This window comes from Photorhabdus heterorhabditis, assembly GCF_018448905.1.
Taxonomy (GTDB): Bacteria; Pseudomonadota; Gammaproteobacteria; order Enterobacterales; family Enterobacteriaceae; genus Photorhabdus; species Photorhabdus heterorhabditis.
In genome coordinates this window covers 1-14,400 of record NZ_RCWA01000023.1, presented here as the reverse complement: position 1 = coordinate 14,400, position 14,400 = coordinate 1, and the positions used below count along the sequence as shown (strand labels likewise).

General features: G+C 41.3%; 8 protein-coding genes. 7 read left to right on the top strand and 1 reads right to left on the bottom strand.

All coding sequences use genetic code 11. From position 1 onward, the window contains the following. Positions 1–82 precede the first annotated feature (82 nt). Positions 83–772: a PAS domain-containing protein gene (locus EAE89_RS14455; protein WP_054480957.1), complete on the bottom strand. Its 690-nt coding sequence runs from the start codon at positions 770–772 to the stop codon at positions 83–85. Positions 773–1,673: 901 nt separating this feature from the next. Between EAE89_RS14455 and tkt the strand changes: the two genes are divergently transcribed. From tkt to EAE89_RS14420, 7 genes are all read left to right on the top strand, one after another. Then, a complete protein-coding gene (gene tkt / locus EAE89_RS14450) occupies positions 1,674–3,668 on the top strand; it encodes a transketolase (RefSeq protein ID WP_054480960.1) in 1,995 nt (664 codons plus the stop codon). A gap of 459 nt (positions 3,669–4,127) precedes the next feature. Beyond that, complete coding sequence (gene epd, locus EAE89_RS14445; RefSeq protein WP_054480962.1) at positions 4,128–5,147, top strand: erythrose-4-phosphate dehydrogenase; 1,020 nt, start codon at positions 4,128–4,130, stop codon at positions 5,145–5,147. An 82-nt stretch (positions 5,148–5,229) separates the two neighbouring features. Beyond that, a complete protein-coding gene (gene pgk, locus EAE89_RS14440) occupies positions 5,230–6,393 on the top strand; it encodes a phosphoglycerate kinase (RefSeq protein ID WP_054480965.1) in 1,164 nt (387 codons plus the stop codon). A gap of 53 nt (positions 6,394–6,446) precedes the next feature. Then, on the top strand, positions 6,447–7,523 hold the full coding sequence (gene fbaA / locus EAE89_RS14435; protein WP_054480967.1) for a class II fructose-bisphosphate aldolase: 1,077 nt from the start codon (positions 6,447–6,449) through the stop codon (positions 7,521–7,523). Between the two features lie 1,109 nt (positions 7,524–8,632). Next, on the top strand, positions 8,633–10,279 hold the full coding sequence (locus EAE89_RS14430; protein ID WP_214086110.1) for a condensation domain-containing protein: 1,647 nt from the start codon (positions 8,633–8,635) through the stop codon (positions 10,277–10,279). Positions 10,280–10,363: 84 nt separating this feature from the next. Next, positions 10,364–13,495: an amino acid adenylation domain-containing protein gene (locus EAE89_RS14425; protein ID WP_214086109.1), complete on the top strand. Its 3,132-nt coding sequence runs from the start codon at positions 10,364–10,366 to the stop codon at positions 13,493–13,495. A 673-nt stretch (positions 13,496–14,168) separates the two neighbouring features. Beyond that, positions 14,169–14,400: hypothetical protein (locus tag EAE89_RS14420; protein WP_214086108.1), on the top strand; the 232-nt coding region annotated here is incomplete at its 3' end.

Genomic DNA, 14,400 nt, shown 5'->3' with positions numbered 1-14,400 from the left:
AATGTAATTCCTATTTTATCAAAAAACATCCGATTTTTGGTTTTAATTCTGGCCGTATTTGAGTCATGTTGTTAATGAAATTTTATAAATCTCTGCTGCTTATAGCGGCAAACCTTTCAGGAATGTAAAGGTCAAAATTATTTTCTTTGCAAAAATCTTCTAGTTCTATATGCAGCGGTAGATTAAATTTTCGGTAAATTGACTGAATATGATTAATTGTATCTTCTGTACTAATCATTAATTTTTCGCTGATGCTTTCTTCATCTAATGAGCGAAGGGCCAAAAAAAGAACTTCCCACTCAATTTGAGTTAGTGTGTCATTAGGCGGTGTGAATTTCAGCGCTTTTGGCGATGTTCTTTCATAATAGTAAGAAACAGAAAAATCTTGCATTTCATGTAGATGAAAAGTGATACCGATACAGTTACCATGTTCATCACAAAGTGGATATTTATCACAGAGGTAGGTTTGTTTAACTTTATTGTTCCCAAACAAATGGGTTTTAAATGAAGTTACTTTTTGCATAGTTTGAATGACTTTTTGATCTTGATGGTTGAATTCTTCTTCATATTCTGCAATGGTTGAGGGTAATTCACCTACTGAAAGCCCTGCAATGTCGAAATCTTCAGACAGGTTAAGTAACTGGTAAAAAGCTGAATTTGCATATATAAATCTTGACTGGCAATCTTTGGCTCCCCATGGCTCATCACTTTTTTCCCACATATGAAGTAATTGCGGAGTGATATTATTTGGTCTGTTTTTCATATATGACATAAGAATCGCCTAATGACTAATTAACTGCCTATCCCAATAGGGCTATTTTATTTGTCATTTTGAACCTGGGCAGTGTTCAAAATCCTCACGTACTACGTGTACGCTCCGGTTTTTCCGCGCTGTCCGTGTTCAAACTGCCTGCAACAATTACGCCTATTGAGATAGGCTCTAAGTAGTTATCTGCGTGGTTATTTTAATTATTATATTTAAAATAACTCGATCATATAATGGATTGCAATAATTAATTCGTTAAAAAATAGTATTTTTTTATTTTTTCTATATTTGTTAATTAAATTGCTTATTATTTTGTGTAAAAATTTCATTATGTAAGAAAATATAACCATGATTATTATTTTATTTTGCACTATTTGATTCGTTTATTGATGTTCCGGTAATGATTGTAAATCACAATGCCGATAGGACATTAATATGTATATATGATCAATATAAACAATTAATGTGATGCTTGTAAATTTCCATGAATTAAAGATGTATTTTCATTTAATTGGGTATTTTATGCTTTACCATCTTATGTCTTGATTTGCGGCTCATGGTTATGTTTAATTAACTCACTCATCTCTTTAGTATTACTCAATTATACCTGTCATCTTTCAAGTTGCTTCTTTGTTGGCTGCACTTACTCACCCCGGTCACAGAGTTATCTATGCTCCCAGGGATTCGCTCCCTTGCCGCCGCGATGCATCTTGAAATCCATAGGGTATAGTTCGTTTATTTATTGCTCTGATAGCACTGAAATTTATGTAAATCAGCGACCTAAATCAAAGAATTGCCGTTCAGGTGAAATTAAGATAGTTTCCCTTTTGGGCTTTAAAGATTGCGGTTTGTACGCTGTGCTGAGAAAATTACCCCCTAAACGCTTTTATCCCACTTGGAGTAGAAAATGACCACTCGTAAAACCCTTGCCAATGCTATTCGCTTCCTGAGTATGGATGCAGTGCAGAAAGCAAAATCAGGGCACCCTGGTGCGCCTATGGGAATGGCTGATATCGCTGAAGTTTTATGGCGTGATTATTTGAATCATAACCCAACTGACCCACATTGGGCCGATCGTGATCGCTTTGTATTGTCTAACGGTCATGGTTCTATGTTGATTTATAGCCTGTTGCATCTCACCGGTTATGATGTTTCAGTTGAAGATTTGAAAAATTTCCGTCAGTTACATTCCAAAACCCCAGGCCATCCTGAGTATGGTTATGCTCCAGGCGTAGAAACTACGACGGGTCCTTTAGGGCAGGGGATTGCCAACGCGGTAGGCTTCGCGATTGCTGAACGTACCTTGGCTGAGCAATTTAACCGTCCCGGTCATGATATTGTTGGCCATAACACTTATGTATTTATGGGTGACGGCTGCATGATGGAAGGCATTTCTCATGAAGTGTGTTCTTTGGCGGGAACGTTAAAACTGGGCAAACTGGTTGCTTTCTATGATGACAATGGTATTTCCATTGATGGTCATGTCGAAGGCTGGTTTACAGATGATACAGCAAGCCGTTTTGAGGCTTATGGCTGGCATGTGGTTCGCGGCGTTGATGGTCATAATGCAGACTCGGTCAAAGCAGCGATTGAAGAAGCCCGTAAAGTTTCTGATAAACCTTCACTGTTGATGTGTAAAACGGTGATCGGTTTTGGCGCACCAACCAAAGCAGGTACTCACGATTCCCATGGTGCTCCATTGGGTGATGCAGAGATAGCAGCAACTCGCGAAGCATTGGGTTGGCATCATCCAGCATTTGAAATTCCGGTGGAAATCTATTCAGAGTGGGATGCAAAAGAAGCGGGTAAAGCAAAACAAACAATCTGGAATGAAAAATTCGCTGCTTATGAAAAAGCGTACCCTGAATTAGCGGCTGAATTTAAACGCCGTACCTGTGGTGAATTGCCTGCAAATTGGGAAGCCGAATCAAAAGCATTTATCGAACAGTTGCAAAATAATCCGGCCAATATTGCCAGCCGTAAAGCATCTCAGAATGCTTTGGAGGCATTCGGTAAAGTGCTGCCTGAGTTTATGGGGGGGTCTGCTGATTTGGCACCAAGTAACCTGACGATGTGGTCAGGTTCTAAGCCGTTGAACGAAGATCAGGCAGGTAACTATATCCATTATGGGGTGCGTGAATTTGGCATGTCAGCCATTATGAACGGTATTGCTCTGCATGGTGGCTTTGTACCTTACGGTGCCACGTTCCTGATGTTCGTTGAATATGCTCGTAACGCGGTGCGTATGGCAGCACTGATGAAAATTCGCAGCATCTTTGTTTATACCCATGACTCAATCGGTTTAGGTGAAGATGGTCCAACTCACCAGCCAGTAGAACAAATTGCAAGTTTGCGTGTAACGCCAAATCTGAGTACATGGCGCCCGTGTGATCAGGTTGAATCTGCGGTGGCGTGGAAATACGCTATCGAACGTAAAACGGGTCCATCAGCACTTATTTTCTCTCGCCAGAATTTGGCTCAGCAAGAGCGTACTGCTGAGCAATTGGCTAATATTGAGAAAGGCGCTTACATTCTGAAAGATTGTGAAGGTCAGCCAGAGCTGATTCTGATCGCAACGGGTTCAGAAATTGAACTGGCTGTGGCGGCTTACAATCAACTGACTCAGGAAGGTCGTAAGGTGCGCGTAGTTTCTATGCCATCTACTGATGCTTTTGATAAACAGGATGCGGCGTACCGTGAGGCCGTTCTGCCTGCTATGGTTTCTGCGCGTGTTGCGATCGAAGCGGGTATTGCTGATTACTGGTTTAAATATGTCGGTATGAATGGCGCTATCATTGGTATGAATACATTTGGTGAGTCAGCGCCGGCTGATCAACTGTTTAAAGCGTTTGGTTTCACTGTAGAGAATGTGGTCGCTAAGGCTAAAGCTCTGCTGAAATAATTAGTAAATTTGTTAGCGAGCGCATCCGAATCAAATTTTGGGCGGATGTGCTCCTTATTTTGAGCGATACAATTATTGAAGGTTGATTCTGGAAAATTTAACAAAATTGATTTGAAAATAGATTATCTGGATATATTTGGTGATCTATGTCGCATTGGCGATTCATTATTTCAATATTAGCGCCCATATTTATCTTGAATTATATATCAATGAAACAAGGGTATAGATAACCTTACCGTAGTAAGTTTTATCAACTTGTGAGTTGATCACTTTTTGCTATTGCGATCAATTTCCTTTTCCCGTAATCTCCTTACTAGTAGCTGAATCGTTTCGTTTTGTTGTCTGACGGCGTTTTCGGTGCCATTGTTTTAACAATTTTGTGATAAACAGTCGGTACATTAATGATTGAGTCGGTTATTCTAAGCGGTTGCGTGATAATTACTATTATTCGGGAGTAACATGACAATCAAGGTAGCAATAAACGGTTTTGGCAGGATAGGGCGCAGTGTTTTACGTGCTCTTTATGAATCGGGTCGCCGGGCTGAGATCGCTGTTATTGCTGTTAACGAGTTGGCAGATGCTGAAGGGATTGCTCACTTGCTGAAATATGACTCCAGTCATGGTCGCTTTGCCTGGGATGTGCGTCTGAACAATGATTTGTTGCAGGTTGGTGATGACAATATTCGCTTGTTTCATCAACCAGATGTATCGGCGCTACCTTGGCAGGAATTGGGTATTGATATTGTTCTTGATTGTAGTGGGATTTATGGCAGTAAGGCTGATGGGGAGGCACACCTTGCCAGTGGGGCAAAAAAAGTGCTGTTTTCTCATCCGGGTGGAAATGATTTAGACGCGACGGTGGTTTATGGTGTGAATCAGCACTTATTGACAGCCGCAGATCGCATTGTATCCAATGCCTCTTGTACCACTAACTGTATTATTCCCATCATTAAATTGTTGGATGATGCATTTGAGATTGAGTCTGGCACAGTGACAACAATTCATGCCTCAATGAATGATCAGCCTGTGATTGATGCTTATCATAAAGATTTACGGCGTACCCGGGCGGCAAGCCAGTCTATTATTCCGGTGGATACCAAACTGGCGGTGGGAATAACCCGGATTTTTCCAAAATTCTGTGACCGTTTTGAAGCTATTTCAGTACGTGTACCAACGATTAACGTTACTGCTATCGATTTGAGCGTTACGGTAAAATCTCCGGTAAATGTCAAAATAATCAATGAACTAATGCAAGAGTCAGCAGCGACTTCATTTCGTGGTATAGTTGATTATACAGAATTGCCGTTAGTCTCAACGGATTTTAACCATGACCCCCACAGCGCGATTGTTGATGGCACACAAACGCGGGTAAGTGGGCAACATCTGATTAAAACATTAGTCTGGTGTGATAATGAATGGGGCTTTGCTAACCGAATGCTGGATACAGCGTTAGCGATGGCTGCTACAGGTTTCAAATGATCTGTTGCTGACAGACAGTGCATAATAGATTTTCACACGGCATAAGATTAAATAATTTAGAGAATCAATGAGAGGATTCACCATGTCTGTAATTAAGATGACCGATTTAGAGCTAGCGGGTAAGCGAGTTTTGATCCGTGCTGACCTGAACGTTCCGGTAAAGGATGGCAAAGTCACCTCTGATGCGCGTATCCGTGCTTCCTTACCGACCATCGAAGCAGCATTAAAACGGGGCGCCAAAGTCATGGTGACTTCTCACCTTGGACGACCTACTGAAGGCGAATATAATGAAGAATTCTCGCTGAAACCAGTAGTAGACTACCTGAAAGAGAAACTGTCTTCTCCAGTTCGTCTGGAAAAAGAGTATCTGGAAGGTGTGGATATGGCAGAAGGGGAATTGGTTGTTCTGGAGAACGTTCGCTTTAATAAAGGTGAGAAGAAAGACGACGAAGTGCTGGCTAAAAAATACGCTTCCTTATGTGATATTTATGTCATGGATGCATTCGGTACGGCTCATCGTGCTCAGGCTTCTACTCATGGTGTGGCTAAGTTTGCTCCTGTTGCCTGTGCGGGTCCTTTGTTGTTCGCAGAACTTGACGCCTTGGGTAAAGCGCTGGATAAGCCAGCCCGTCCAATGGTTGCTATCGTCGGTGGCTCTAAAGTTTCAACCAAATTGACTGTTCTGGACTCGTTGTCAAAAATTGCTGATCAACTAATTGTCGGTGGTGGTATTGCTAATACTTTTGTTGCCGCTGAAGGTCATAATGTTGGTCGTTCCCTATATGAAGATGATCTGATCCCAGAAGCGAAAAAACTGCTGACAAGCTGTGATATCCCGGTGCCAACTGATGTTCGTGTAGCAACCGAATTTTCTGAAACCGCAGAAGCAACCCTGAAATCTACCAGTGATATTAAAGATGATGAGCAAATCCTTGACTTGGGGGATGAATCTGCTCAACGTCTGGCGGAAATCTTGAAAAACGCCAAAACTATTCTGTGGAATGGCCCGGTTGGTGTATTTGAATTCCCTAATTTCCGTAAAGGAACTGAAATTGTAGCCCGTGCAATTGCTGATAGTGATGCATTCTCTATCGCAGGGGGTGGCGATACTCTGGCAGCGATCGATCTGTTCGGTATTGCTGACAAAATTTCTTACATCTCTACCGGTGGTGGGGCTTTCCTTGAGTTTGTAGAAGGAAAAAAACTGCCCGCGGTTGTGATGCTGGAAGAACGTGCAAAACAGTAATTAAGTCATGACGGGCAGTTTTATCTGCCCGCTCTAAACAGGACCCACGTAACATGTCTAAAATTTTTGATTTCGTAAAACCGGGTGTCATCACTGGTGATGATGTTCAAAAAGTGTTCGCAATAGCCAAAGAAAACAACTTTGCGTTGCCAGCGGTAAACTGTGTAGGTACTGATTCAATCAACGCAGTTTTGGAAACTGCCGCAAAAGTTCGTTCTCCAATTATTATTCAGTTTTCTAACGGTGGTGCTGCTTTTATCGCTGGTAAAGGGTTGAAAGCTGAAGGTCAACAAGCGGCTATTCTGGGTTCAATTTCTGGGGCTCACCATGTTCATCAGATGGCTGAGCATTATGGTGTTCCTGTGATCCTGCATACTGACCACTGTGCGCGTAAACTGTTGCCATGGATTGATGGTCTGTTGGATGCGGGTGAGAAACATTATGCAGCGACCGGTAAGCCGTTGTTCTCTTCTCATATGATCGATTTGTCAGAAGAATCCTTGGAAGAAAATATTGAGATTTGCAGTAAGTATCTGGCTCGCATGGCGAAAATTGATATGACACTGGAAATTGAATTGGGTTGTACTGGTGGTGAGGAAGATGGTGTTGATAACAGCCATATGGACAGCTCTGCCCTATATACTCAACCAGAAGACGTTGCTTACGCTTATGAGAAGTTAAACGCCATCAGCCCACGTTTCACCATTGCTGCTTCTTTCGGTAATGTTCATGGTGTTTATAAGCCAGGTAACGTTAAACTGACGCCAAAAATTCTGCGTAACTCTCAGGACTATGTCTCTGAGAAATTCAATTTGCCACACAATAGCTTGGATTTCGTTTTTCACGGCGGTTCTGGCTCTACAGCAGAAGAGATCCGAGAAGCGGTTAGCTACGGTGTTGTTAAAATGAATATCGATACTGACACTCAATGGGCAACCTGGGAAGGTATTCTGAGCTACTACAAAAAGAATGAAGGCTACTTGCAGGGCCAGTTGGGTAACCCAGAAGGCGCAGACAAGCCAAATAAGAAATTCTATGATCCACGCGTATGGCTGCGTGCAAGCCAGGTTTCTATGACTACCCGTCTGGAACAGGCTTTCAAGGAATTAAATGCCGTTGATGTATTGTGAGTGACTTTTGCTCCCGCCGCGATTATAGCGGGGGCTTTTTGCAACACGCATCGGTTATTTTGAGGAAATTCTATTGTGCGACAGAATGCTATTTCTGAAACGGCCAGCCGGTTATTTAACTGACTAGGCATTAGCCGAGTATTTATTTTCGTCGTATGAATTATGAATGGCGATTCATATGAACTATACCCTATGGATTTCAAGATGCATCGCGGCGGCAAGGGAGCGAATCCCCGGGAGCAGAGATAACTATGTTATAGAGAACGATGTGACCGGGGTGAGTGGGTGCAGCCAACAAAGAAGCAACTTGAAAGATGACGGGTATATTCATTTTTGCCAAATATTATTCTTTACCTGTTCTCTTTGTTAATTTGTTTAATTCGAGTTAATAAATCAGTTCTTGCGTTATGTGTCATTTCACTTTTTTCAATATGCTTTTTAGCCACATCATTATTGACATCGTTAACTATTTTTCCTACCGAGCTTGCAATCCATGCTGCTTGTGCAAGGGTTATTGATATCCTCACCCGTTCCGTGCGTATTGCCTGATAACCGCAGGCGGCGCATCGTTAGAAATGCTAAAAGAAGGCATAGAAAAACAGGAACGCCTCGAAAAATGACTCCCCTTTGGGCTGTTTGCTATCCATCGTCTCCCTAATACTAAAAGCTTGCTTTGCTCTCAATTCACATTCAGGTGGAATAATACCGCAGATTTATTGGATATATTAATTTTTATATCTAATTTTGATAGTGTGTTCCCCGTTATGGTTCTATTGAATAAGGTTTTTCATCCGTTGTGTTGTTTTATCTATTTAATAAGTATAGATATTTTTATATGGTTTTAATTATTAACATCATGATAATTCATATTCATGTTGCTTTATTTATCAGATAATAATAATTTTTATTATCATTCTCATGTAATCGCATTTTTGTTGTAGTTAATCATCTATACCCAATAGATTTCAAATTGCAGCGCGGCGGCAAGGGAGCGAATCCCCGGGAGCATAGATAACTATGTTATAGAGAACGATGTGACCGGGGTGAGTGAGTGCAGCCAACAAAGAGGCAACTTGAAAGATGACGGGTATAAACTTTATGGAAACCAAATGAGAGAGCTAACGACCATGCAGGCCGCTTATTGGGTTGGCCGGCAATATGAACAGACGTTGGGTGGTGTTACCGCACATTTGTATGCCGAGTTTGATGGTACTGGGCTTGATCTTGAGCGGCTGAAAATTGCTGTACAGTACCTCTTTGATATTCATCCGATGTTACGACTACGCGTTACACCGGATGGCATGCAAACTATAGAAAGTCTGTCTTCCAATAATAAATTGCACATTGATGATGTCAGCATATATGACGAAAAAGGCATTGCTGATTTTCTGGAAAGTAAACGAAAAAGCAAAACCCACCAGAGACTGAATCTTGAACATGGTCAGCCTATCGATTTGAGTGTCACTCTTTTAAAGGATGGAGATTTTCGTTTGCATGTTGATCTGGACATGATCGCCGGTGATGCGCAAAGTTTTCGTCTCCTTATGGAAGATTTGGCCCGATTTTATCACCAGCCTGACCATCAACTGAAAAATGGAGGAAGCACTTATTTTCACTATTTAGAGCGAATGCAGGCAGATAAACTTTTATTGACTCTACGTGAACGTGATAAAAAGTGGTGGAGTACGCGTATTGCGCAAATTCCACCAGCCCCTAAGTTATCTCATATTCATAGCCATTTTCCAAAGGACGAATATTGTAGTGAGCGATTAGCTGTGCAACTGACTAAAGAAGAAAAGCAATCGTTAAAGGCAACAGCTAAAAAATATCAGATTACGCTATCAACATTATTTCTATCTCTTTTCGCTTGTACGGTGGGGATTTGCACACAATCTGACAAATTTAGATTAAATGTGCCTACGTTCCAGCGAGAACGTTACCTCAGTGATGTGGAGCAAATTGTTGGTGATTTTTCAGATTTATTTATTTTAAGTGTTGAATTACAGCGTTATGAACCGATGATTACATTATGCCGTCGTTTGGCTGATCAAATCGCTTTACTCCTCTCTCACTGTACTTATCCGGGAGTCAGTGTTATGCGAGATCTCTCCAGATACCACGGTAATATGCAAATTTCGCCCATCGTTTTTACATCCGGTTTTGGTATCAGTGGCGATAATTTATTTTCCGAAAATGTCACCCGTGCTTTCGGTGACATGACTTTTGTTATTTCGCAAGGCCCACAGGTTGCTTTGGATGTTCAGGTTGTGCCTGCTTATGAAGGAATTTTAGTTAATTGGGATGTTCGTCTGGATGTTTTCCCTGAACCGTATATCCGCAGAATGTTTGGTATATATCTCTCTTTGATTCGAATGATCATTCGTTCGCCTGAATTGATAAACCAATCTTTGGACTATTTTTTCTCATCTCATTCTGCTTTGTATCAGGATGTGGGGACTGAAAAGGTAACTTCCTCTTGTGTTGAGAAAATGCTCATTCTTCTGCTGTCTCGGCTTACGAATGAAGAAAATATTAACGTTAATACTTCTCTTTCTGCATTAGATATTGACGCTGATATCGCGGAAGAATTAACGGGATTTATTAACAAATATATCCCACAGGCAGGGCTGATCATTGACGATATTAAGACTCATCGAACATTAAGTGCACTGGCGCAGACGATGACAGTGAGATCGCAGGGAGCGGCTGAAAAGACGGCTGAGGCACTACTGAAAATCCTTAGCAAGCCGAAGTAATCTTTCTTTTTGAAGGATGCTAAATGTTTAAGTTCGTTAACGTAGGTTTTGTTCTTTCTCATCATCAAAAATCGAGGAAATATCATGGATACCGCACTGACACCATTACAATGTGCATACCTACTAGGCCGGAGTGAACTGTTACCATTGGGTGGTGTTGCCATGCATGATTTCAGGGAATTCAGAGGTAACATCGAGTTTTCTGTCATTAAGACTCGGCTAACCAGATTAGTGCAGCAATACGATGCGTTACGTACCCATATAGATGAAAATTCATTGGTTCAACATGTTTCCGATGCCATTACCCTGAATCTTGATGAAATTGATTTCACGGGTATTCCTCGTTCAGTGGCTTATCAAAGGATAGATGAGATGAGGCAGGCGTATTCTCATAAAATCCACGATCTTTCTCGTTCTCCTTGGCATATTTGGGTTATTAAATTGGCAGAGCCAGAAGATGAGAGTAATGACCATTTTGCGACAATAGTGTTTGTGAGTTTTGATGCACTGATTTTAGATGGTAGAGCTATCTCTCTAATATTGTTTAAATTGTTTGAGGGGGATGAGAATGACCAGAAAGGCGATATACAAACGAGAAATATCGCTCACCTGCTTCCTCAGCCTTCTGGCTTGAAAAAGCAAAGTGATGCTCAATATTGGTCAGAAAAGCTGAAAGAATATCCTGGCCCCCCGACTTTGCCTTGGAAGAAACCACCCGAATCGATTAAATCTTCTCGTTACAGAAGAGAGAAGGTCACTGTTCCCAGCGCGACGTTGAATCATTTGTCTAAAATAGCTTCATCTTATGGCCTGTTTCAAAATACGATTTTATCCACGATTATTCTGGAGATAATGTCATTTTGGACACAAGATAGTACGTTATGTATCGGTGTTCCGGTTGCTATTCCCGGTCAGAAAATGCAGTTTAGTAATGAGTCTTCATTTATTGCGGCTTATTTTAAGAGAGACCAGGTGCCATTTTTGGAAAGAGCGAGTGCTTTTCAAAATGATATTTTTGCGTCTCTGGAACATCTGGATTTTTCCGGTGTTGATATTAATAAGCTGATATTTAATCAATACCAGATAGGTTTAGCGTTACCGGTTGTATTAACGAATGGCTTGTCATGGAAAACACTCTCTGCATCTGGAGATGTCTCTTTTTATGATGGATTAACTCAGACACCACAAGTTGCAATGGATATTCGTTTTTCCCTGGATCAGGATAAAAACTTGGTGTTATCCATTGATTATGCAGAAAAAGCCCTGGAAAAAAATATCGTGCAAGATATTTTACAAACAATCACTCAGGCAATAACGCTTATTTGTCGTCAGGGAAACCTCGCGGTGGATTTTTCTCAGGCGATTGAATATCACCATTACAAAGATAACGGTGATGACAGTGATTTTATTTGTTCAAATTTCCTGACGCGTATCGCGGATAACCTATTGACGGCAAAATTAAAAAAATCTGCCATCATCTGTGGGGATCGGCAAATTACTTATTCTGAGTTGGGGGAAGATGTTCAAAAGATAGTAAATAATCTGAATCATTATGGGTTGCGCAAAGGGAGTGTTGTCGCGATTTGTTTACCTCGTAGTCCTGAGCATGTGATGGTAACAATCGCATGTGCGCTTTTGGGGATTATCTGGGTGCCTATTGATGTTAATTCTCCCTCTGAACGACTGGATTATTTGCTAACGAATTGCCATCCTGATCTTATTGTCACTGCCGAACAGTTGAATAGTGATAAAGCCATCACATTGGAGACACTACTCATCTCGGTTTCTGAAAACGTCTCACTCCCCTTAGAAACGTTATCATCACTGAGTCATAGCATTGAACCCGCTTATTATCTGTATACCTCTGGAACAACGGGTAAGCCTAAATGTGTGGTGCTCAATAACAAAGCAACATCTCATGTTATCGGGCAAACCATGAATAAATGGGAGGTTAAACAAAATGATGTGTTTATTTCCGTCACGCCATTACATCATGATATGTCTGTTTTTGACCTTTTTGCATCACTAACTATTGGTGCGACATTGGTTATCCCTGAATCCCATGAAGAGAAAGATGCTATCCGTTGGAATCGGCTGGTGTCGAAACACAAAGTTTCTATTTGGTGTTCAGTGCCGGCGATTTTAGAAATGTTAATTGCATGCCAAAACGGAGATTCTCTCTCTTCCCTTAGATTGATAGCGCAGGGCGGTGATTATATTAAGCCTATGATCATTGCGGAAATTCGAACAACTTATCCTGATATCCGGTTGTTTTCTTTGGGAGGGCCAACTGAAACGACAATTTGGAGTATATGGCATGAAATTACCTCAGAGGATGTTAGCCTTATTCCCTATGGTAAACCACTGCCTGCGACTCAATATTTTATCTGTAATGATATCAATGAACATTGCCCGGCGTTTGTGACGGGTCGGATTTATACGACAGGCGTCAATCTTGCCTTAGGCTATCTTGAAGATGGTATTGTTGTGCAAAAGGATTTTGTCACTATCACTTCGCCTAAGGGTGAACAGTTAAGAGCATTTAGAACAGGAGATCAGGGTTATTACCGAAAAGATGGCACAATTATCTTTGCCAGCAGAGTAAATGGTTATGTCAAAATTCGGGGGATTAGAGTGTCCCTGCCTGATATTGAAAGTGAGCTATGTAAGCACCCACAAATCAATAATATTGTGGTCGTTGATTATCCAAATGAGCAAAATGGTGATGCAACGTTAGGCGCTATGTATACGACGCTAAATAACCGGGAAATTCCTGCTTCCGAATTACGGGATTTTTCTCATGAGCTTTTACCTGTCTCTCATATACCAACACGTTTTACTCATATCCAGGCATTTCCTTTGTCTGCAAACGGTAAAATAGATCGCCATCAAATTAGGGCGTTCTTTACGCAATTGAAGTCGGATAATTTGGTTGATAAGAAGTCCGTTGTATCAGAGAGCCAAAGAGTCAATAACAGCGCAGAGGATGGATATTACCAATCGATCCTCGGCATTTATTTGCATACCATTGGTGCGCAGCCGTTATCTGGTTTGAATGAAGATTCTGAGTTTTTAGCGCTAGGATTAAGACCTTCTCATCTCAAAGAAATCGCTCGGCGTCTCACTGAAAAATTTGGTGTTATTCTGACGCCTCAACTTTTAGTTAAATGCAAGAATGCTCGGCAGGTTTTCTCCTTGCTTTCACAAAGCATATAACTTGTTTTTGCTCAAGAACCGGAGTTTGACTCCGGTTCAGATTGCGGGCTTTTGGCGTCTTGATTATCACGGTTCAATCAAATACAGGAAAAGGAAAAAAGCATTAGGTTTATAAAACAAGTTTCTTTTTATCGATAATTTATCCTCCATTTATTTTACCTTTATTGAATCTGGCATAACCTTTTAAAATCGTGAATACAGCGCTGCGGCAAATGAATGCATCCCCAGAGCATAGATAACGATGAGACTGGGGTAAGTGAAAGCAGCCAACAAAGCAGCAACTTGAAGGATGAAGGGTATAAAAGGAAATAAACAGGATGCCACACATCTGCTTGGTTGGTGACGTAATACCATTACGCAGAAACTAAAAGAGTTGATGTTGTTGTAAAGACTTTAGATGGTATCTCTAATCTTATCGCCACTTTTCAGCATTTAATATATCTCATTCCCCATTGTCAGGGTTAAAAAACGATTGCTGATCACATTTTGCTCTACCCATTCTGACAGTCAATTAATTACCCATTAGAATAGTTTAATGACGTCACTATTAAGCTATTCAGATTATTTATGAAAAATGACGCCTTTATCACCGCAACCTGACCGCAGATAACGGGGCATTTAATGGGTCAGCTTCACTCACTTTGTAACACTTACATTAGGAAAGGGATACGCAATGAGTAAACGCCACGACGCTGTGGTCAGAACCACGAGTTATCTTTTAATTTACCTGACGGCAATCCAGCCACTACACCCGGCGATTGCCGCGGGAATAACACCGGATAGCCCCCAAACACAGGTCCAAAATCAGGGCAATGTCCCGGTGGTCAATATTGCTACGCCAAATGATATGGGGATATCTCACAATACTTATAAAGAGTTCAATGTCGCCACGCAAGGCGCCGTCC